16 protein-coding genes are annotated in these 21,111 nt (G+C 58.7%); 5 read left to right on the forward strand and 11 right to left on the reverse strand.

Annotation, left to right across the window (positions count from 1 at the left end):
* The first annotated feature begins 98 nt into the window (after positions 1-98).
* The 4 genes from pncB to J0X03_RS15140 all read left to right on the forward strand — a co-directional run bounded on the left by pncB (position 99) and on the right by J0X03_RS15140 (position 5,784).
* Positions 99-1,304, forward strand: coding sequence for a nicotinate phosphoribosyltransferase (pncB, locus tag J0X03_RS15125; RefSeq protein WP_033642577.1), 1,206 nt, complete (start codon positions 99-101; stop codon positions 1,302-1,304).
* A gap of 217 nt (positions 1,305-1,521) precedes the next feature.
* Complete coding sequence (asnS, locus tag J0X03_RS15130) at positions 1,522-2,922, forward strand: asparagine--tRNA ligase (protein ID WP_122016397.1); 1,401 nt, start codon at positions 1,522-1,524, stop codon at positions 2,920-2,922.
* A gap of 301 nt (positions 2,923-3,223) precedes the next feature.
* Complete coding sequence (ompC, locus tag J0X03_RS15135; RefSeq protein WP_046686781.1) at positions 3,224-4,348, forward strand: porin OmpC; 1,125 nt, start codon at positions 3,224-3,226, stop codon at positions 4,346-4,348.
* 245 nt (positions 4,349-4,593) lie between these two features.
* Positions 4,594-5,784 (forward strand): amino acid aminotransferase, encoded by a 1,191-nt coding sequence (locus J0X03_RS15140; protein ID WP_033642574.1) that lies wholly within the window; start codon positions 4,594-4,596, stop codon positions 5,782-5,784.
* A 74-nt stretch (positions 5,785-5,858) separates the two neighbouring features.
* Here J0X03_RS15140 and J0X03_RS15145 read toward each other — a convergent pair whose 3' ends face one another.
* From J0X03_RS15145 to cmoM, 7 genes are all read right to left on the reverse strand, one after another.
* Positions 5,859-6,506 carry an MBL fold metallo-hydrolase gene (locus J0X03_RS15145; protein WP_033642573.1) on the reverse strand — a complete coding sequence of 216 codons (648 nt, stop codon included), beginning with the start codon at positions 6,504-6,506 and terminating at the stop codon, positions 5,859-5,861.
* Between the two features lie 64 nt (positions 6,507-6,570).
* On the reverse strand, positions 6,571-7,119 hold the full coding sequence (gene mepK / locus J0X03_RS15150) for a peptidoglycan L,D-endopeptidase MepK (protein ID WP_004928217.1): 549 nt from the start codon (positions 7,117-7,119) through the stop codon (positions 6,571-6,573).
* A 180-nt stretch (positions 7,120-7,299) separates the two neighbouring features.
* Positions 7,300-9,108, reverse strand: coding sequence for a L,D-transpeptidase (gene ldtD, locus J0X03_RS15155; protein ID WP_071991639.1), 1,809 nt, complete (start codon positions 9,106-9,108; stop codon positions 7,300-7,302).
* A 221-nt stretch (positions 9,109-9,329) separates the two neighbouring features.
* Entirely contained in the window at positions 9,330-13,778 is a 4,449-nt protein-coding gene (gene mukB / locus J0X03_RS15160) for a chromosome partition protein MukB (protein ID WP_160204154.1), read from the reverse strand.
* Positions 13,775-14,503, reverse strand: coding sequence for a chromosome partition protein MukE (gene mukE, locus J0X03_RS15165; RefSeq protein ID WP_004928226.1), 729 nt, complete (start codon positions 14,501-14,503; stop codon positions 13,775-13,777). The genes mukB and mukE overlap by 4 nt, the downstream gene beginning before the upstream one ends.
* Positions 14,484-15,806, reverse strand: a complete 1,323-nt coding sequence (gene mukF / locus J0X03_RS15170; RefSeq protein WP_004928228.1) for a chromosome partition protein MukF — start codon at positions 15,804-15,806, stop codon at positions 14,484-14,486. The genes mukE and mukF overlap by 20 nt, the downstream gene beginning before the upstream one ends.
* Positions 15,803-16,588, reverse strand: coding sequence for a tRNA uridine 5-oxyacetic acid(34) methyltransferase CmoM (gene cmoM, locus J0X03_RS15175; protein ID WP_033642570.1), 786 nt, complete (start codon positions 16,586-16,588; stop codon positions 15,803-15,805). Before cmoM ends, mukF begins: the two co-directional genes overlap by 4 nt.
* Before the next feature lie 152 nt (positions 16,589-16,740).
* On the opposite strand from cmoM, the gene elyC reads away from it, so the two are divergent.
* Positions 16,741-17,514, forward strand: a complete 774-nt coding sequence (elyC, locus tag J0X03_RS15180; protein WP_042784114.1) for an envelope biogenesis factor ElyC — start codon at positions 16,741-16,743, stop codon at positions 17,512-17,514.
* A gap of 8 nt (positions 17,515-17,522) precedes the next feature.
* On the opposite strand, the gene J0X03_RS15185 is transcribed toward elyC, so the two are convergent.
* The 4 genes from J0X03_RS15185 to J0X03_RS15200 form a co-directional block, all read right to left on the reverse strand.
* The gene (locus J0X03_RS15185; protein WP_160204153.1) at positions 17,523-18,419 is read right to left on the reverse strand and encodes a YcbJ family phosphotransferase; all 897 of its coding nucleotides are present in this window, start codon (positions 18,417-18,419) and stop codon (positions 17,523-17,525) included.
* A gap of 151 nt (positions 18,420-18,570) precedes the next feature.
* On the reverse strand, positions 18,571-19,320 hold the full coding sequence (kdsB, locus tag J0X03_RS15190; protein WP_033642567.1) for a 3-deoxy-manno-octulosonate cytidylyltransferase: 750 nt from the start codon (positions 19,318-19,320) through the stop codon (positions 18,571-18,573).
* Positions 19,317-19,499: a Trm112 family protein gene (locus tag J0X03_RS15195; protein ID WP_004928237.1), complete on the reverse strand. Its 183-nt coding sequence runs from the start codon at positions 19,497-19,499 to the stop codon at positions 19,317-19,319. Before J0X03_RS15195 ends, kdsB begins: the two co-directional genes overlap by 4 nt.
* A gap of 297 nt (positions 19,500-19,796) precedes the next feature.
* Positions 19,797-21,023 (reverse strand): winged helix-turn-helix domain-containing protein, encoded by a 1,227-nt coding sequence (locus J0X03_RS15200; RefSeq protein WP_160204152.1) that lies wholly within the window; start codon positions 21,021-21,023, stop codon positions 19,797-19,799.
* Between the last annotated feature and the right edge of the window lie 88 nt (positions 21,024-21,111).

The following is a 21,111-nucleotide window of genomic DNA, read 5'->3' on the forward strand; positions in this document are numbered from 1 at the left end:
TGCAGCTTCAATAACAGGATAATCCGGGTATACTCCACCCCCACTTTTATGATTATCCGGATTTGGACACGCGCCTGACGAGGATGCTGTAACGCGCTATGACTCAATACGCTTCCCCGATTTTGACATCACTGCTTGATACCGATGCTTACAAGCTTCATATGCAGCAAGCAGTGTTCCATCGCTATCCCGCGATCAGCGTGGCGGCGGAATTCCGCTGCCGCGGCGACGAACTGCTGGGCGAATATGCCGACGAGATCCGCGCGCAGGTCGCCCTGATGAGCCAGCTGGCGCTGACCGACGCCGAATTCGCTTACCTTTCGGGTCTGCCCTTCTTCCGTCAAGATTACCTGAGCTGGCTGCGCACGTTCCGATACGATCCGCAGCAGGTGACCATCGACAACCGCGACGGCAAGCTGCAAATCCGCATCGCCGGGCCGTGGCGTGAAGTGATCATGTGGGAAGTGCCGCTGCTGGCGGTGATCAGCGAAGTGGTGCACCGCCGGCGTTCTCCGCTGGCGACGCCGGAACAGGCGGTAGCCCACCTGCAAACCAAGTTGGCGCAGTTCAAGACGCTGGCGGGCGATTTGGATCTTTCACGCTTCAAGCTGATGGACTTCGGCACCCGTCGCCGTTTCTCCCAGGGCGTACAACAGGCCATCGTCAGCACCTTGCAGGCCGAATTCCCGTACCTGTCGGGCACCAGCAATTACGATCTGGCGCATCAGCTCGGCCTGGCGCCGGTCGGCACGCAGGCGCATGAATGGTTCCAGGCGCATCAGCAGATAAGCCCGGTGCTGGCCAACAGCCAGCGCGCCGCATTGCAGGCCTGGCTGGATGAATACCCCGATCAGCTTGGCATCGCGCTCACCGACTGCATTACCATGGATGCTTTCCTGCGCGACTTCGGCCCGCAGTTCGCCGAGCGTTATCAGGGGCTGCGCCACGATTCGGGCGATCCCGTCGAGTGGGGTGAGAAAGCCATTGCCCACTATCAGAAACTGGGCATCGACCCGATGAGCAAAACGCTGGTGTTCTCGGACAACCTGGATCTGGAAAAAGCGCTGGCGCTCTATCGCCACTTCTATCAGCGCATCAATCTCAGCTTCGGTATCGGCACGCGCCTGACCTGTGATATTCCGGGCGTTAAACCGTTGAATATCGTGATCAAGCTGGTCGAATGCAAAGGCAAACCGGTGGCTAAGCTCTCCGACAGCCCCGGCAAGACCATCTGCCAGGACCAGGCATTCGTGCGGGCCTTGCGCAAGGCCTTCGATCTGCCGCTGGTGAAGAAAGCCAGCTGAACCTTCTCTATATAGAGAGAAAGAAAGCCGGCCCGGTTTACGCGCCGGCTTTTTTGTTTTTATCCCGAACGCCCTCTTTTCAGTCAGCCGCGATAAATGTTGCGACAATCCGATGATTTCTGCTTGTGCTCTGCACCGCGGCAAGTAACATAGCCATTACCCCCATATTCTTGGGTTGTAAGCTATTTCTAAACCAAATTATTAAAGAGAGAAATCTATGAGCGTAGTGCCTGTAGTCGACGTACTGCAAGGTCGTGCTGCGGTTGACAGTGAAGTCACCGTACGCGGCTGGGTACGTACCCGGAGAGATTCAAAAGCTGGTATCTCCTTCCTGGCCGTCTATGACGGTTCCTGCTTTGATCCGTTACAGGCCGTCGTTAATAATTCTCTGCCGAATTATCAGGATGAAGTGCTGCATCTGACCACCGGTTGTTCGGTTGAAGTCACCGGCAAAGTCGTCGCTTCACCGGGCGAAGGCCAGAGCTTCGAACTGCAGGCTACCGCAATCAAAGTGGTCGGCTGGGTCGACGATCCGGACACTTACCCGATGGCGGCCAAGCGCCACAGCATCGAATACCTGCGCGAAGTGGCTCACCTGCGCCCGCGCACCAACCTGATCGGCGCCGTGGCGCGCGTACGTCATACTCTGGCGCAGGCGATCCACCGCTTCTTCCATGAAAATGGGTATTTCTGGGTCTCTACTCCGCTGATCACCGCCTCCGATACCGAAGGCGCCGGCGAGATGTTCCGCGTGTCCACGCTGGATCTGGAAAACCTGCCGCGCACCGACAAAGGCACCGTCGATTTCAGCGAAGACTTCTTCGGTAAGGAAGCCTTCCTCACCGTTTCCGGCCAGCTGAACGGCGAAACCTACGCTTGCGCGCTGTCGAAGGTTTACACCTTCGGCCCAACTTTCCGCGCCGAAAACTCCAACACCAGCCGCCACCTGGCGGAGTTCTGGATGATCGAACCGGAAGTGGCCTTCGCTACGCTGGACGACGTCGCCGGCCTCGCCGAAAGCATGCTGAAGTATGTGTTCCAGGCGGTGCTGGATGAACGTGCCGACGATCTGAAATTCTTCGCCGAGCGCGTGGATAAAGACGCTATCGCTCGTCTGGAGCGCTTCGTGTCTTCCGATTTCGCCCAGGTGGACTACACCGACGCCATTGAGATCCTTCTGGCCTCGGACCAAACCTTCGAAAACCCGGTTTCCTGGGGCATCGATCTCTCTTCCGAGCATGAACGTTACCTGGCGGAGAAACACTTCCAGGCGCCGGTGGTGGTGAAAAACTACCCGAAAGACATCAAAGCGTTCTACATGCGCATGAACGAAGACGGCAAGACCGTCGCGGCCATGGACGTGCTGGCGCCGGGCATCGGCGAAATCATCGGTGGCTCGCAGCGTGAAGAACGCCTCGACGTGCTCGATCAGCGTCTGGAAGAGATGGGGCTGAATAAAGAAGACTACTGGTGGTATCGCGATCTGCGCCGCTACGGCACCGTGCCGCATTCCGGTTTCGGCCTGGGCTTTGAACGTTTAATCGCCTATGTCACCGGCGTGCAAAACGTGCGCGATGTGATTCCATTCCCGCGCACGCCGCGTAACGCAAGCTTCTAATTTATACGATCACACGTTTTTTAAACGATTTCGTTACAAAACAAAGGCCAGCATCGCTGGCCTTTCGCATTTTTTAATATTGACGCACGTCACAAAGTTCCCGAAAAATTACATTTGGTTACACATGTTTTCCTTTTGCAACCTGATTGGGACATTGGTATCATTTTCGTCCTAGATTAACCCGCCTGTGAATGGAACACTGCGTTCAGACACAGGACGACACCAATCTATCAACAATAGTTCCCAAAGAATTATTGGCGGCAGTGGCAAAGGTGTCCGAATAACACCAATGAGGGTAATAATGATGAAGCGCAACATTCTTGCAGTGGTAATCCCGGCTCTGTTGGCTGCTGGTGCAGCAAACGCAGCTGAAATCTACAACAAAGACGGCAACAAGCTGGATCTGTACGGCAAAGTTGACGGTCTGCACTACTTCTCCAAAGACAAAGGTAATGACGGCGATCAGACCTATGTTCGTTTCGGCTTCAAAGGTGAAACCCAGATTACTGACCAACTGACCGGTTACGGCCAGTGGGAATACAACGTTCAGTCCAACCACGCCGAATCTCAGGGCACCGAAGGCACCAAAACCCGTCTGGGCTTCGCCGGTCTGAAATTCGCTGACTACGGCTCCTTCGACTACGGCCGTAACTACGGCGTACTGTACGACGTGGAAGGCTGGACCGATATGCTGCCAGAGTTCGGTGGCGATACTTACACCTACTCCGACAACTTCATGACCGGCCGTACCAATGGTGTTGCGACCTATCGTAACAACAACTTCTTCGGTCTGGTTGACGGTCTGAACTTCGCTCTGCAATACCAGGGCAAAAACCAGAACGACGGCCGTGACGTCAAAAAACAAAACGGCGACGGCTGGGGCATTTCCTCTACTTATGACATCGGCGAAGGCGTAAGCTTCGGCGCTGCATACGCTTCTTCCAACCGTACCGACGACCAGAAACTGCGTTCCAACGAGCGTGGCGACAAGGCTGACGCATGGACCGTGGGCGCGAAATATGACGCCAACAACGTCTACCTGGCGGCAATGTATGCAGAAACCCGTAACATGACTCCGTTCGGTGGCGGTAACTTCACCAACACTTGCGCAGCGACTGAAAACTGCGGCGGCTTCGCTAGCAAAACTCAGAACTTCGAAGTGACTGCTCAGTATCAGTTCGACTTCGGTCTGCGCCCAGAAGTGTCTTACCTGCAGTCTAAGGGTAAAAACCTGAACGTCCCAGGCGTGGGTTCTGACCAAGATCTGGTTAAATATGTTTCTGTTGGTACCACTTACTACTTCAACAAAAACATGTCCACCTATGTTGATTACAAAATCAACCTGCTGGATGACAACGACTTCACCAAAGCAACCGGCATCGCAACTGACGATATCGTAGGCGTTGGTCTGGTATACCAGTTCTAAGTTGTCTCGCTTATCGGCGGTTCACCGTCGACTAAGTTAAAAAAACAGGGCTTCGGCCCTGTTTTTGTTTGTATCAGCCGGTAACTTTTTATCCTGCCGATTCCCCCTTCCCCATCATTTTTTCTGTCGAATCCTTCACGTTCATAAGATCGCGGTGTTTTTATCGCAAACGGTTGGCAAAGCCGATAACTGGCGCTACCCTGATGCTTCTGTCTGCTTAACTCCGAGATTTGGAAGCACCTGACATGTTTGAAAAAATCACCGCCGCACCCGCCGACCCGATCCTGGGCCTGACCGACATTTTCCGCGCCGACGCCCGCCCGAATAAAATCAATTTAGGCATTGGCGTTTATAAAGACGAAACCGGTAAAACCCCGGTGCTGACCAGCGTAAAGAAAGCTGAACAGTATCTGTTGGAAAATGAGACCACCAAAAACTATCTCGGCATTGAGGGCATCCCGGCGTTCGCCAGCTGCACGCAAGAGCTGCTGTTCGGTAAAGAGAGCCCGATCGTCGCCGATCGCCGCGCGCGCACCGCACAGACGCCTGGCGGCACCGGCGGCCTGCGCGTGGCGGCAGACTTTATCGCCAACCAGACCAGCGCCAAACGCATCTGGATCAGCAACCCAAGCTGGCCGAACCACAAGAACGTCTTTAGCGCCGTGGGCCTGGAAGTGCTGGAATACGCCTACTATGACGCCGCCAACCACGCGTTGGATTTTGACGGCCTGCTGAACAGCCTGAAACAGGCGCAGGCCGGCGATGTCGTGCTGTTCCACGGCTGCTGCCATAACCCGACCGGTATCGATCCAACGCCGGAACAGTGGGCGCAGCTGGCTGAACTTTCCGTCGCCAACGGGTGGTTGCCGCTGTTCGACTTCGCTTATCAGGGCTTCGCCAACGGCCTGGAAGAAGATGCGCAGGGCCTGCGTATTTTCGCCGCCAAACATAAAGAACTGATCGTCGCCAGTTCCTATTCGAAAAACTTCGGTCTGTACAATGAGCGCGTCGGCGCTTGCACTATTGTAGCCGCCGATGCCGAAACCGCCGATCGCGCCTTCAGCCAGGTGAAAGCGGCCATTCGCGCCAACTACTCCAACCCGCCGTCACACGGCGCCGCCGTTGTCGCCACCATTCTGGGCAACGATGCGCTGCGCGCGATGTGGGAACAAGAGCTGACCGATATGCGCCAACGCATTCACCGCATGCGTCAGCTATTTGTGAACACCCTGCAGGAGAAAGGCGCGCAGCAGGACTTCAGCTTCATCATCCAGCAGAACGGCATGTTTTCGTTCAGCGGCCTGACCAAAGAGCAGGTGCTGCGTCTGCGTGAAGAGTTTGGCGTTTACGCTGTGAACTCGGGCCGGGTGAACGTGGCGGGCATGACGCCGGACAATATGGCGCCGCTGTGTGAAGCCATCGTCGCCGTGCTCTAAGCGCGTCGGCGAAAGCCACCAGTTTGAAGGGGCGCGCTATGCGCCCCTTAATTATTTCTGCCGGGAAATGATCGTTACCACACCGCCGGCTCTTCGCGCAGGAACGGGTTGGTCTGGCGCTCGTGACCGAAGGTCGACATTGGACCGTGGCCGGGAATAAAGCGCATGTCGTCGCCTAACGGCAACAGCTTGGTGCGAATAGAGGCGATCAGCGCCTGATGGTCACCGCGCGGGAAGTCGCTGCGCCCCACGCCGCCGTTAAACAGCACATCACCCACCAGCGCCAAACGCGCCTGCTCATTGATAAAGACGATGTGGCCCGGTGTGTGCCCAGGACAATGCAACACCTTGAGCTTCATCTCGCCCACCTGCATCTCATCGCCTTCCGACAACCAACGGGTCGGGGTCAGCGGCGCACACTCTTCCAGCCCGAACATCCGGCTCTGCGCCGGCAAACCATCCAGCCAAAAAGCGTCCTCTTTATCCGGGCCGTAAATCGGCACCTGATAATGTTCCGCCAGCTCCGCCGCCGCGCCGACGTGATCCAAATGGCCGTGCGTCAGCAAAATCTGCGTGATTGTCACACCCTGCTTCGCCACTTCCGCTTTGATTTTTTCCGCTTCGCCGCCGGGATCGACCAACGCCGCCTGCTGCGTGTTTTCACACCAGATCAGGCTGCAATTCTGGCTAAAAGCGGTAACGGGAATAAGATGGTATTTCATAAGGCTCCAACGACAATAACGCCGCCTCCGCAAGGAGCGGCGTTATTCACTGAGGGCACCGCGATTACCAGCTCCGAACCGGGCCGGTATCGATGTGCACGAAGTTGCTACGTGGGTAATATCCTACACCACCAGCGCGCATTTTTAACGCCGCTTTACGGATATTACTCAATTGGATACCTTCAATATGGAAATCCATCGCCTGGCCCTTGGTATGGTAGCTGTGCTTGGCCACACCACGGCTGTGCGCGCGCAATTCGTTGTTGGTATCTACGGAACGGTAACCGGAGATCAGCTGCACCGGCTTGCTGGTACCCAGCAGCCCCTGCAGGCGATAGAGGTGATCAAACAAACTGGGATCGATCGATTTAACCTTGTTGGCGCGATAATCGCGGAACAGATGATTTAGCCGAACCAACTCTTCTTTATTGTAGCCTTTGCCGTCAAAGAACTCGGCTTTAATAGATTCACCGGTATTCAGGTTATTCAACACTAAAATACGCGGTCGAGCGGTGGAAAGACTGGCAAACGCCTGCCCAGGGAGCAGCGCTATGCCCATAGCTGCGCCGCCTAGCGCCAGCCATTTACGGCGATGATGATCAATTTTGTCCATGACTCTGTTAAACCCGGCAAGAATGTCAAAATAAATGCACAAAGCAGCGCACTGTCCGAACCATAACCGCCTGCGTATGCTGAGTCAACCCGCGATACGCCTAGGTTTACAGGCCCCCAGGTAAGAGGGCCTGCGGTATAGCCAAACATTCTGACCGTTATTTATTTATAATTACTGCATTTACTGCATTAATTTTTTGGCCTGAGCCAAAATTTGTGCACCCGATCTCACCGTATTATCATAATTGTAAATATCTGTACGGAATTGCGGTTGGCCGTCATCCGAAACCCAGGCGGTCAGATAATACAGTTTTACGGGAATACGCTGGCGAATATTCACATAAGTGGTATTCCCTTCTTTCAGCGTGGAGGAAACGCGGCTATTGTTCCAGCCGGCATCCTGCAGCAGCATATTCGCCAAATCGGAAGCCTTGTTCACCCGCACGCAGCCGGAGCTGAGCGCGCGAATGTCTTTCTGGAACAGGCTGTGGTTCGGGGTATCGTGCAGGTAGATCGCGTCCGAACTCGGCATATTGAACTTGAAACGCCCCAGCGAGTTGGTGGCACCCGGCGCCTGGCGCACGCGATACGGGAAGTTGCGCGCAGAGACCATGCTCCAGTCGATCATCGCCGGGTTGATCACCTCCGCATCGTTGCTCCAGCCCGACAGCACGGTATAGCCGTGTTTCTGGAAATAGTTACCGTCGCGCATCGCCTTCGGCACGATATCCTCACGCACCAGCGTAGTCGGTACGTTCCAAGGCGGGTTGACCACCACGTTGTTCAACGCGCTGCTCATCAGCGGTGTCTTGCGGCTCGGCCGCCCGACGATAACGCGGGAGGACAGCACTTCGTTGCCGTTCTGGTAGTAGGTCAGCGAGTAGTTGGGAATATTCACCATAATGCCGGTGCCGACATGCCCCGGTAAAATTCGCAGACGTTGGATATTCAACGCCAGCAGCGCGGCGCGGGTTTTCGGTGACACGTTGAGCCACTCGCGAGTGCGCACGCCGATCACGCCGTCCGCCGTCAGCCCCTGCCATTTCTGGAAACGTTTGACGCCCTCCACCAGCTCGTTGGTATAGAGGTTGTCGCTCACCACGCTGCCGACCTGCGGCGGCGTCTGTTCAGCGGTCAACTCCGTCACCGGCGCCGCCGACGGACTGACCGTCACACGCCCCTTCTCTTCGTCTACCGTCAGCCCGCCGTCATCAGGCTCATTGCTCTTCGCCGAGACGACCGCCGGCTCCGGCTCGGCCTCCGGCGCCGAAGCGGCCAGCATGCCGGTGCGCGTCAGGATTTCACGCAGCGCAGGAATATCGTTGCTCATTTGTCCTGGGCGCAGGCTCGGGCCGCTGCCCACCTGTGGCCAGGGGCGGTTATCCGCCAACATATCGCGCAGCGCCTGATGCATCTTGGCGTATTGCGGGTGCTGCGGCGCGAGCGAATTCACATAGCTCAGCGTGCGCGCCTGACGCACCGCCAGCTGCCATTGGTTGATCACCGCAGTGGGCGGCAAGCCAAGCTTGTAGGGAATATTGCTGTACAGCCAACTGGTGCCGTTGGCGCCGATAGCGGACACGAACTGCAAATAGCCCAGCATCGCATCGGACAGCACCACATCGCGGCCTACGTCATTGAGCGCCGGATTGGTCAACATCTTCACCCATTGGGTGAACTGCGGCTGCACGCCGGACATCGCCAGCTCGGCCAGCTGCTGTTGAAACTGCTGAACGGCCTCGCGATCCTGCCACATCGGCTGCATATGATTCGCCGCATACAGCGGCGCCAGCGTGGAAAGGTAGTGCAGATCCATGCCGCGCGGCAACGCGGCCAGCAGTTCAGAACGGCTCTGCGCAACGGACATGCCTGCTGATGCCACCGGTAACGCCGTTACGGTGGCCAATGCGGAAAACGACGACACAAGACTACAGGCGATAGCGCCACTCAGCGCCAAACGTCGTAGAGAGTTTCCCTTTTTAAGCAACATCCCTTGCCCCCTGTATGCTCACAAAAAAAACGTCAAAAAACTGCATATAGCTTCAGTATACAAACAGAAAGGCCGTTTCGCCCTGCGGACGTCGAATTACTGTTTATCTGATTAAACTAACCGCTTTTCAACGGATAAAAAAGCAGGACTATCATCCACGCGCACAAAAAAATAGCCACCCTGCGGCGGCTATTTTCAGATTTTTAGGGCGTTTTTCTGCGTTACGGCGTTTCGACCGGCGCAGTGCCCAGCGCCGGCGGCTCGCTGGCGAAACCGCGCAGCCCCACCACGTGCACATGCTCGTGGTTCTGGAACACCTTACGCACCAGTTTATAGGTGGTGCCCTTCTCAGGACTGATGTTTTCCGGCGCCGCGATAATCAGCTGCATCTCCAGACGGTCACATAACTCGAACAGCGTGGCGATCGATTTGGCATCCAGACGCGCCGCTTCATCGAGGAACAGCAAGCGACATGGCGAGATGTCTTTACCGCGCAGGCGGCGGGATTCTTCTTCCCAGCTCTGCACCACCATCACCAGAATTGACATCCCGGTACCGATGGCTTCACCGGTAGACAAGGCGCCGCTTTCCGCACGCAGCCAGCCGTCGGAGCCACGGTACACTTCCACTTCCATCTCCAGGTAGTTGCGGTAGTCCAGCAACTCCTCACCGATCGTCTGCGGCGTGCGCTGCCCCATATCGATCTGCGGATTCAGACGCTGATACAGCTTGGCCAACGCTTCGGAGAAGGTCAGGCGGTTGCTGTTGAACAGATCCTGATGCTGTTCCTGTTGCTCGGAGAGCACGTCCAGCAGGGTGGCGTGCGCTTCGCGCACGTTGACGTTCAGACGGACGCTCTTCACCTGGCCGAAAGCAACGGCCTGCAACCCCTGGTTCAGCATGCGAATGCGGTTCTGCTCGCGCTGAATGGTTTTGCGAATGATGTTGGCCACGCTTTTCGAACTGATCGCCAGCTTCTGCTCGCGCGCGGTCAGTTCTTCGGTCAGACGGCCCAGCTCAATCTCCATCTGCTCGATGGCCTCGACCGGATCATCGGTACGGATGATGTCCTGGCGGATACGTTCGCGCAGGTGTTGGTACACCGCAATATAGAACTGAATCTTACGCTCCGGCCGCTTCGGATCTTCCGACAGACGCAGCACGTCGCGCAGGTGTTCGTTGTCCGCCACCGCCAGACGCAGCGCGCCGAGCGCCTTATCCGACATCGAGCGCAGCTCGTCGCCATCCATATACGCCAGCTCGCGGCGGTGCAGGCGGCGTTCCACGCCGTTGTCTTTCACCAGACGCATCACCGCGCACCAGCCCGCCTTGGCGGTCACCACCTGCTCGCGCAGCTGATGGTAGTCGCGTTCCAGCTTGCGCAGTTTCTTCTGCAGGCCATCCATTTCGGCTTCGCAGAAGGTCAGCTGTTTCTCCAACTGATTGCGGCGAGCGCGGTTGTTGCTCAGCGCCGCATGCAGCTCGTCGCGGCGCTGACGCGCGCGCGCTTCCGCGTTGGCGTCGGCCTGCACACCGATATCCACCAGCTCCTGGCTCAGCTCTTTCAGCATGTCGCGCTTGGCGTCATACGAGCTTTTCAGCGAGGCCAGCACCTGACTGTATTGGGTGAACTGGGTTTGATATTGACGCAGCTGCTCACGGGCGCGGGCGCGTTCGGCTTCCGCCTGTTCCAGACGCTGGCGCAGCTTGTCGTTGAGATCGTTGTTGGCATTCTGCATGCCGGCGGAGTCGGTATAGCTGAAGTGCGCGCGACGCTGCACCACTTCTGTCAACGCGAACGCCTGCTGTTTGGCCTGACGCTGCACGCTTTGCGCCTGCGCGTAGTCCTGCTGCAGCTGTTCATGCTGCTGCGGATCGCTCTGCAGCACCGACAGCAGCGGCTCCAGTTTGGTCAGCGACACCCCGTGCTGTTGAATGTGGCGCGCGGCGTCCTGCGCTTCTTCCAGCTCTTCACGGATCTCGTCGACGCGGTCCTGCAGCGTTTCATCGTTCAGCACCGACACCAGCGGCATCAGGCGGTTGAGCGCGGAAATGCCCTCTTTGGCCTGATCGTACTGCTGGCGCTGCTGCTGATTCTGCGCTTCGTGATTGTTCAGCGCACGCTCGATCTCGCCGCGACGGGCGTTCAGATTGCGGATCTCCGCTTCCGGGTCAGCGTCGAACGCCACCGCCAGATGGGTGCCGATAAAGCGGCTGAAGGCCTGATGCGAACGCTGGGTTTTCTGCACGTCGAACGACAGCGTGGCATAGCGCTCCGCCAGCGTTTCACGCTCGGCATGCAGCACTTCCAGACGGTTTTCGCGCGCCGCGCGGCCGAACAACGGCACTTCCGGGTAGCGGGAATAACGCCACTGGCGATCGGCGATCTTCACCACCACCGCTTTGTCCTGCTCTTCGACGGCGAATACGCTGTCATCGAACGACTGCGGATCCCCTTCGATCAGGTAAAGATCTTCCGGGCAATCTTCCAGCCCTTCCAGCATCTCGCGCACCAGCGACAGATCCGGCACCACGATGGCGTGGCGCGAAGGGCCGTACAGCGCCGAGAAGTAAGGCGCGTCGTCGATGGTGACGTCATCGTAAATTTCCGACAGCAACACGCCGCCGAAACGTTCGGCCAAGGTGACCAGGCGTTGATCTTCCGCGCCGCCCGGCTGGCTGAGACGTTCGATCTGCGCTTCCACTTCGCGCTTGCGGGCCGCCACTTCGTCGCGCTCGACGGTGGTTTCACGCTCGCGCTCCAGCAGCTGCTGCATGTATTCGGTCACCTGCTGGCTGTTTTCCAGCGGCTCTCCGCTCTGATCGCTGAGCTGGCTCAGGGCGTCCTGCGCCGCCAGCCACACCGGCGCGCGCGCCGTCAGTTCACGGATGCGCTGCTGGATCTGCTCCAGCTCCTGGCGCATCTCCATGCGGCGTTCGCCGGCTTCGCTGACGTTCTGCGACAGCGCTTCCAGGCGCTCTTCCAGCTCCTGCTGCAGCATGTCGAGATCGTCCGGCTGGTACTCCTGACCATGGCGTTTGCAAAATTCTTGCAGCAGGCGCTCGGCGTCCTGCTGCGAGCGCAGGCGCTGTTCCAGTTCGCTCAGGCGCAGTCGCAGCGGCTGAACGCACTCGGCGAGGTGTTGCTGCGAAGGCCAGTCGCGCAGCAATTCGCGCGCACACTGCCAGGCTTCGCTGCGGCTGACCTGGCCGGCGATTTTACCCACCAGCTGATAGGCCTGCTCGAACTGGCCGTGCGCGGCGTCGGCCACGCTCAGCTTCTGCTCCAGCATCAGCAGCGCTTCGGTCGCCTCCTGCTCGCGAGCCTGGAAGGTGTCCAGCCACTGTTCAGCGTTGTCGGCGGTCAGGTCCGGCAGTTGGCACAGCGCGCGCGCGCGCTCCAACGCCTGCAGCGCCTGTTGGTACTGAATGGCGCGGGTCTGCTGCACGTCAAGCGCCTGCTGGTAGTCGGCCAGCTGGCTCTTCAGCTCGTCCACTTCCAGCTCGGCCGCTTCGGCGCGCGCTTCGTTCTCGGCCTGCTGCTCGCTCGCCTCGGCCACCACTTCGTTCTGCTCTTCCAGGCGGTAGGTCAGCTCTTCCAGATCGGCTTCATAGCGTTCGATCTTCTCCTGCTGACGCATCGCCGTCTGCACCAGGTTCAGGTGGTCGCTGGCGGCCTGGTAATCGGTTTCCAGATCGGATTCGGCGCCGCTCTGCTCGCTCAGCTCACGCGCCATTTCCACATGGCGATACTGTTCGGCGGCCAGCTGCTTGCGGCTGCCCAACAGATCGCTGCGCAGCGCCAGCGCCCCGTCCAGGTGGATGCGGCGTTCGTTGGCGTGGCGCATATAGTCCGCCGCCACATAGGAGGTGGCCTCGGAGATCAAATGCTTGAACAGGTCGCGATCCGACTGGGTAACGCGGATCGCTTCCAGCGTCATGCGGTTTTCGCGCAGCGCCGCTTCCATGTCCTGGAACGCCTTGCGCACGCCGCTGTTTTCCGGCAACAGGTAGTCGCGCAGCGAGCGGGTGATGGCGCTGGAGATGCCGCCGTACAGCGACGCTTCAATCAGACGATAGAATTTGCTGCGATCGGCGGACGAACGCAGGCGTTTTGGGATCACGCCCAGATCGAACATCAGCGAGTGGTAATCGGTGATCGAGTTGAACTGCTTGAACTGCACGCCTTCCATCTCTTCCACGCGCTCTTTCAACTCTTGCAGCGACAGCACGCGCGCCTGGCGCTCACCCACGGTCTGGGTCAGCAATTCAGTCGGCTGTACCGCGGTCGGCAGGCCCTGGATGGTGAAAGGTTTGATATCGACCTTGCGATCGCGTCCCGCCACCTGCTGCAGACGCACGCCAACCACCACGCGCTGGTGGCGCGAGTTGACGACGTCGAGGGTGGAGTAACATACGCCGGCGCGCAGCTTGCCGTGCAGGCCCTTGTCGCGCGAACCGCTGGTGGCACCCGCTTCGGTGGTGTTACGGAAGTGCAGCAGCGTCAGATCGGGGATCAGTGCAGTGACGAAGGCCGCCATGGTGGTGGATTTCCCCGCCCCGTTCCCGCCGGACAGCGTGGTCACCAGCTCATCGAGATCAAAGGTGCGGGCAAAGAAGCCGTTCCAGTTAACCAGCGTCAGCGAGCGAAATTTACCGCGTTCAATCATTCCTGTTCATCCTCTGCACCGTCAGGAGCGTTATCAACCTGCTGATCCTCAGCGTCATTCTCATCGTTAAGCGACAGGCTGGTTTCAACCGGCATCGCCTCGCCGTCGCGAATCATGCGCAGCTGCGCTTCACGCGGATCGTCGCCGCTGCGCACGTCGGCGCCGAAGCGGAACACCGCCTCGGTAATGCGGAACTTGCTGCTGTCATTGCCCATGAAATAGACCATGCCGAGGCGGCGCAGGCGGTTCAGCGAGGTGCGCACCTTCTCGTGCAGCTTCTGCCGATCGAGATCCGAACCGGTAGAGCGCTGGTTGACGAACTTGAGCAGCTTGTTCTCATCCGCCAGGCTCAGCAGTTCATCGTACAGCTCCTGATGGCTGAAAATGCCTTCGTGCGCCAGGCGCTCGGGGCTGAGATACAGGTAACACAAGATCTTGCCGACCATCATATCCAGCTCGGACAGCACCGAACGCGGGATCAGCGTGGTGGAGCGCGGGCGCAAATAGAAGAAACCTTCCGGCGCCCGAATCAGCTCGACGCTGTAACGGTTGTAAAACTCTTCCAGCTCATCCTGGAAATCCATTAAAAAGGCGTGGTTGTCCAGCTCATCGATACCGATGTGACGACCCGCGCGCAGTTGGCTGTCCAGCGCCGGGAACAGCGAGTTGGACAACGCTTTGGCCAGCTTGACTGGCATTACTTGTTCAATATTTGTCGATGACATGGGCCTGGACCTTGGCTCCGTAATCATTGATTGCCTGCCATTCCGCCGGCAACCCTGAGAAATCTGCTTCAGCCACACCGAGGCGCACTGCCTGGTCGACCACTAAACGTGCCACGTCGAAATGACGCGCACGCGGATATTGCGCCAGGTAATCGCGCATCACCGCTGCAAGGTTGAGCGGCATCTGCTGTTCCTGGTACACCTTCAACGCCTCTTCGATCATCGCTGCCAGCTGTTCGCGAATCTCGCTGAACTCTTCGAACTCCAGATCCGGCGGCAGTTCCCCGGTCACTTCCTCGCTGCGCAGCGCCAGTTCTTCGTCGCGCATGTCCAGCAGACGATCGGCATTGGCATGAGTCAGCGCCCACGGGTGGTCGAAATAGGTTTGCACCGACTGGCGCAGGCGTTGGGCGAACACGCGGTTTTTATCCATATCGATAGCGGTACGGATAAATTTGTGCACGTGACGATCGTAGCCGATCCACAGGTCGATCGCCTGCTGGCCCCAGCTGATGATGCGATCCAGCTTGCTCTGCAGATCGAACACCAGCTTGTCGACGAAGCCGAGCTCCACGTTGCCGAGGGTTGCGTCCTGGATGCGCAGCAGATTGGCCTGCAGCTTGTCGCCCGCCGCATCCAGCGTATCCTGCAGTTCGCGCAGGGTGCCTGAGGTTTCCGACAGCAGCATTTCGCAGCTGGAGATCGCCGCCCGCCAGTCTTTGCTCAGCAGCGCCGCGATGTCATTTTTCACGCTCTGCTGCTGCTCGTCCATCACGCGTTGCGTCATGTCGATGCTGTCGAAGATTTCCGCCACCGAATATTTCAACGGCGCGAACACGTTGCGGTGCCAATGGAAATCGTCGCCGCCCTCGTCGGCGGCATCGGCGGCGCGTTTGAGTTCCTGCGCCACGATCGACAGCTGCATCGACAGACGCAGCGTGGAGAATTCGCGTTGGCGAATATAGTAATCGGTAATGCCGATACCCAGCGGCGTCAGGCGGTAAATCGCGTTACCGTCCGCCAGTTCGCTGGTAAAGCGGTTCAACAGGCGCTGGCGCACCATGTCGTTGATCGCATTGTTGGCGCGCATCGCCACCGTTTCATGCGTCTGTTCAAAACCCTTGCTGACATGGCGAAATGCATCAACCAGCTCACCTTCGCTCATCTCGCCGTCCAGCCGTTCGCCATTCAGGGTGGCGATAGCGAGCAGAAATGCGAGACGCTCCGTAGGGAGCGAAATAGAGAAATCATTTTTCCGTGCCCAGGCGACCAGTTCGGGTACTGTCTGGGAAAATTCACTCATAGTTCGTCCTTCAGGTTTGGTTTATGCGCCATGACGTGAATATAGCGCCCCAAACTCACGTACGGCTCCTGCCGGCAATAGTGCTGTTCAAGCGCCAGTAACTCTTCAAATTTTTGGGTTTGCAGCTGTCTGCTCTGCAGATAGTCGTGGAACACCCGCACGCCGGTTTTGCCGCTGATGCGCATGCCCAGCTGTTCCAGCCAGCCGTAGACCAATAGCGGATCGTGCGGATATTGCGGCGACAGCGAACGCTTGCGGCGCCGTCTGACCTCGGGATCCACCAATTGGAAGTTACCCAACACCACGTTACGCATCAAGAGACCGTTGGCGTTGAAGAACATCAGCGACAGCGCGCCGCCCGGCGTCAGACAATCGCACAACGCCTGCAGCGCCGCCACGGGTTCAGCGATCCATTCAAGCACTGCATGAAACAATATCAGATCAACCGGCTGTTCCAAATGTTGAGCGATATCCTGCGCAGAACTTTGTACGAATTGCATGTTCTGGCTCACACCTTTCTGCTCCGCCAGCTGCGCGGCGCGCTGGATCATCTCACCAGAAAGATCGCACAACAACACCTGATGTCCTAATTCTGCCAGTTGGCAAGCCATATGGCCTTCACCGCCCCCGGCATCAAGGATGCGCAGCGGCCGCTGCGGCAACTGGGCCAGCAGCCCGGTCAGATCCTGCCAAACCACCGCCTGGCGGATTTTTCCTTTCGTGGTGCCGTAAATATTACGCGCAAATTTTTCAGCAATATCGTCAAAATTACGATCCTGCATGGACAACGGCTCCGCTGATCTCAGTCTTGTCGGCGGCAAAGCGCACGCCCATTCAAACCTGCTATTTTGGCACAGACTGGCTTAGAATGTATCTTCTTGCGGCCTGTTTATGCCTGGATGCCGTTTTTTCACTCAAAAGGATCTGATTTTCGATGCTGTTCAACCTGAAAAAGTTCTTTGGTGCTCTGCTGATGCCGCTGCCGCTGTTGATGCTGCTGATGGGGCTGGCGCTGCTGCTGCTGTGGTTCACCCGCTGGCAAAAAAGCGGTAAGACGATTTTCACGCTGAGCTGGCTGTTTTTACTGCTTTTCAGCCTGCAACCGGTGGCCGACCGCCTGCTGCGGCCGATCGAAGCCGAATACCAGACATATCGCGGCAACGATGCGGTCAGCTACATCGTGGTGTTGGGCGGAGGCTATACCTACAATCCCGACTGGGCACCCAGCTCGAACCTGCTCGGCAACAGTCTGCCGCGCGTGACGGAGGGCGTGCGGCTCTATCTGGCGCACCCTGGCGCCAGGATGGTGTTTACCGGCGCGCCCGGCGGACGCATGCAGAGCAACGCCGCCACGGCAGCGCTGGTAGCGGAAAGCCTGGGCGTGCCGCGCAGCGACATGGTGATCCTGGGGGAACCGCGCGATACCGAGGAAGAAGCCGCTCAGGTAGCCAAGTTGGTCGGCGAACACCCCTTCCTTCTGGTGACTTCCGCCAACCATCTGCCGCGCGCCATGCGTTTCTTCGAGGCTAAGGGCCTGCACCCGATCCCGGCCCCGGCCAACCAATTGGCGATCGACTCGCCGCTGAATATCTGGGATCGCGCCACGCCGTCGTCCATGTTCCTCGGCCATACCGAGCGCGCCTGGTATGAAACGCTGGGCAGTCTGTGGCAGCGGCTGAAAGGCGCGGATAGCGCCGGCGCCGAGTAAGGCCCCGTTCAACCGGCCAGCCAGGGCAGCAGCTGTTGCGACGCATAGTCGAACAGCTGCCGCTCCAGCTTGCCGGTATGGATCAAACGCCCTACCGCTTCCCACACCACGTACAGCCAGCGCCGCGCCAGGAAAGCGTCGGCGACCGGCGCCCGCTGCAGATAGCTGAACAACAGTTGGCTGGGCATGCCCGCTTCACAGAGGCGGAAAAGATCGTATTCGCGCGGCGCCCACAGCACCACACCGGGATTAAGCATCGCCAACAGCTGATCGCTTTTGGGATCTTTCAACATGCTGCGCAGCGACAGGTTACCGTGCACCAGGACGCAGGGATCGTCGAAACCGACGAAGAAATGGGTCAGCGCTTCGCGCGTGCGATACAGCAAACGCCGATCTGCCATGGTCAGCTGCGGGGTAGTGAGATTGACCACCGTCACCCACAGCACTTCGACCCGCTGTTGATACCAGCAAAACCAGTCATTCTCCTGCGTACTGTCAACGGTGCCGACGCTGCCATGGCTGTCGATGCGGTGCCAGGCCAACATCCCGTCAACGATCTGCTCCATTAACATGTTCCAGCGATCCGGCGAACGCGTTGGCGCTTCGGCCGACACGCCGCGCAGACGCTCGATCAGCAGGATTTCCGTATACGGCGCCTGGTGGGTGCATACCACGCCGTACACCGTGGGCAGGCGGATATCCCCGTCGCGCGCCAGCATCGACAGCTTGTACGCCTCCTGCTGGGCGATGCCCTGGCAGATAAAACTTTTCGCCATCAGCGGGATAGCGTTGCCCTGGCGATCGTACAGTGAATACATGTGCGCATAAGGCTGCTCGCTCACCCGCTCCAGCCGGCTGACGGACTCACCCAGCACGATGCTCAGTTCGGCGCGTAACTGCTCCATAAGGCATTCACCTCAGGCTAATAAGGGGGTATGCGTAACATCATCGAACGGTGAGCGGAAAAATTCTTCAACGCAGATCAACAAAACGGGGATCAATAATGGGAGGTATTGCATCGTCGGCGCGTTGCGCGCCGCGCCGACGAAATCAGGCTCAGGGTTGAATGCTGTCGCGCACGCGCTGGAGATCTTCCGGCGTATCGACCCCCACGCTCGGGACCGCTTTCGCGACCGCCACGTGGATTTTTTCACCGTACCACAGCACGCGCAGCTGTTCCAACAGCTCGATCTGCTCCAGCTGGCTCGGCGCCCAGCTGACGTAGCGGCGCACGAAACCGGCGCGGTACGCATAGATGCCGATGTGGCGCAGCAGGCTGTCGCCGATGCTCTCCTTCGATGCGGCGAAACGCTCGCGATCCCAGGGAATGGTGGCGCGCGAGAAGTAGAGCGCGTAGCCCTGCGCGTCCATCACGACCTTCACCGCATTGGGGTTGAATGCCTCTTCGGCGCTGTCGATCGGCACCGCCAACGTCGCCATGCCGGCCTGGCTGCCCGCCAGGTTTTCCGCCACCTGCCGCACGATAACGGGTGGGATCAGCGGCTCATCGCCCTGCACGTTAACGATGATCTGGTCGTCGGCAAAGCCGTAGTGCGCGATCACTTCCGCCAAACGCTCGGTGCCGGAATGGTGATCCGGGCTGGTCATGCACACTTCGCCGCCGGCGGCTTCTACCGCTTTGGCGACTTCAGGGTGATCGGTCGCCACGATGACCCGGCTGGCGCCGGACTCACGGGCGCGTTCCATCACGTGCACCACCATCGGCTTGCCGTGAATATCGGCCAGCGGTTTGCCCGGCAAACGGGTTGAGGCGTAGCGGGCGGGAATAATAGCGATAAAACTCATGCGTGCTTCTCGTCCAGCGACAGCGCACGCGCTTCATTTTCCAACAGCACCGGAATGCCGTCGCGCAGCGGGTAAGCCAACCCGTCCGCTTTGCACACCAGCTCCTGGTTTTCTTTATTGAAATAGAGTTTGCCGTTGCATACCGGGCAGGCAACGATTTCGAGTAAACGGTGGTCCATGCATCCTCCGCAAGGGGATAGGTCATCTGGGAAGGCTGTGAGGATAGCATAACGCCCGGCCTCAGGTTAATCATCGGCGGCGCCAAGCCGCCGATATTTCCTCATGGCGCCCGCGCAATGGCTTGAACTGCGGCGCCACACGGCGTAGAATTTTGTGATTAAAATCACAAAAAAGACCGTAATACGTGATCAAACGTCTGCATAAAATCATCGCTCTGTTCGCTAACTTCAGCCACTGAGCCCCCTTTGTAACGAGCGGCGCTTAACTTCGTTTTACCCCACCGACGGCGTCGCTCGTTATCCCACTTCCCAGCCGGCTCCCCATTCAGCGGCCAACGCCGCCGGAATGTCGCCCAGCGCAACGCGTTGCGCGCCGTGCCAATGAGCCGTGCGCGCGATGGCTTGCCGGATATCCTGCGTTCGCTGTTTGCCGAAGCGCACCTGCGGCTCCGCATGGAAACTGATGATCTCGAAGATGCCCTGGCGTCGGTGAGCCTTGGCATCAATCCGCCCCACCAGGTCGCCTCGATGCAGCACTGGCAACGTGAAGTAACCGTAGCGGCGTTTTTCTTTCGGCGTGTAACACTCCAGCCGATAGTCAAAGTTGAACAGCTCCAGCGCCCGACGACGATCCCACACCACCGGATCAAAAGGCGACAACAGGCTGGTGACCGTCGATTTGAGTTTGCCCTGCTCCGCCAGCGGCAGCAGTTCCGCCAGTGATTCATGCACATAAAACGGCCCTTCCAGCCCCTCGACCCGCACCGGCATAATCTCGCCCTGCTCCTGCAGCGCTGCCAGCAAGGCTTTTGGCGCCACGCGCTTCAGCCGATAGTAGTCCGCCAACCACTCGGCGCGGAAAATGCCCAGATAGCGGCAGGTGCGGCACAGCATCTGCCGGCGCGCCTGTTCCACGGGCAGCGCATGCCGCGCATCGTCCCAGGCCGGCAGCAGCCTTTCGGTCAGATCGTAAACCCGGTGGAAATTGCGACGTTCGGCCACCATCAGCTTGCCGGCGGTAAACAGGATCTCCAGATGCCGTTTCTCTGGTTTCCAGTCCCACCACCCGCTGTTGCCCTTCTTCTCGGCGCTGAAATCCGCGGAGCGCACCGGCCCCTGTTGTTCGATGTGCCACAGCAAGCTGTCCATCGCGGCCTGGTGCTGCTGCACCCAGTCGGCGGAGTATTTCCAGCCCATATCATGCGGCGCCAGCATGCGGTGGCGCAGCAGACCAAAATCTTCGATCGGCAGGAAACAGGCCTCGTGCGCCCAATACTCGAACAGCTTGCGGCCGGCGAGCGCCTGTTCAAGCCACTCCGGCTGATAGGCTCCCAAACGGCTGAACAGCACCAGATACGGGCTGCGAGCAACGACGCTAATGGTATCGATTTGTAACAGCCCCATGCGCTGGATCGCACTCACGACATCATCGGGCCGAGCCTGGCGTTTAAGCGGAGAAAGCAGCCCCTGGGCGGCAAGGTGCAGCGCGCGAGCGGCGGTAAGGGAAAGGGTCGGGGTGGTCATCCTGATATCCGTGGCGAGTAGGCAATGGCCTGATAATAGTGGATATCGCGGGATTTATCTTCGCCAGTGCTTGCGGGTGGCGACACCG

This window comes from Serratia ureilytica, from assembly GCF_017309605.1.
GTDB lineage: Bacteria > Pseudomonadota > Gammaproteobacteria > Enterobacterales > Enterobacteriaceae > Serratia > Serratia ureilytica.

Coding starts and splice junctions, on each gene's coding strand:
- pncB (WP_033642577.1), top strand. CDS start 99: ATGACTCAATACGCTTCCCCGATTTTGACATCACTGCTTGATACCGAT.
- asnS (WP_122016397.1), top strand. CDS start 1,522: ATGAGCGTAGTGCCTGTAGTCGACGTACTGCAAGGTCGTGCTGCGGTT.
- ompC (WP_046686781.1), top strand. CDS start 3,224: ATGATGAAGCGCAACATTCTTGCAGTGGTAATCCCGGCTCTGTTGGCT.
- J0X03_RS15140 (WP_033642574.1), top strand. CDS start 4,594: ATGTTTGAAAAAATCACCGCCGCACCCGCCGACCCGATCCTGGGCCTG.
- J0X03_RS15145 (WP_033642573.1), bottom strand. CDS start 6,506: ATGAAATACCATCTTATTCCCGTTACCGCTTTTAGCCAGAATTGCAGC.
- mepK (WP_004928217.1), bottom strand. CDS start 7,119: ATGGACAAAATTGATCATCATCGCCGTAAATGGCTGGCGCTAGGCGGC.
- ldtD (WP_071991639.1), bottom strand. CDS start 9,108: ATGTTGCTTAAAAAGGGAAACTCTCTACGACGTTTGGCGCTGAGTGGC.
- mukB (WP_160204154.1), bottom strand. CDS start 13,778: ATGATTGAACGCGGTAAATTTCGCTCGCTGACGCTGGTTAACTGGAAC.
- mukE (WP_004928226.1), bottom strand. CDS start 14,503: ATGTCATCGACAAATATTGAACAAGTAATGCCAGTCAAGCTGGCCAAA.
- mukF (WP_004928228.1), bottom strand. CDS start 15,806: ATGAGTGAATTTTCCCAGACAGTACCCGAACTGGTCGCCTGGGCACGG.
- cmoM (WP_033642570.1), bottom strand. CDS start 16,588: ATGCAGGATCGTAATTTTGACGATATTGCTGAAAAATTTGCGCGTAAT.
- elyC (WP_042784114.1), top strand. CDS start 16,741: ATGCTGTTCAACCTGAAAAAGTTCTTTGGTGCTCTGCTGATGCCGCTG.
- J0X03_RS15185 (WP_160204153.1), bottom strand. CDS start 18,419: ATGGAGCAGTTACGCGCCGAACTGAGCATCGTGCTGGGTGAGTCCGTC.
- kdsB (WP_033642567.1), bottom strand. CDS start 19,320: ATGAGTTTTATCGCTATTATTCCCGCCCGCTACGCCTCAACCCGTTTG.
- J0X03_RS15195 (WP_004928237.1), bottom strand. CDS start 19,499: ATGGACCACCGTTTACTCGAAATCGTTGCCTGCCCGGTATGCAACGGC.
- J0X03_RS15200 (WP_160204152.1), bottom strand. CDS start 21,023: ATGACCACCCCGACCCTTTCCCTTACCGCCGCTCGCGCGCTGCACCTT.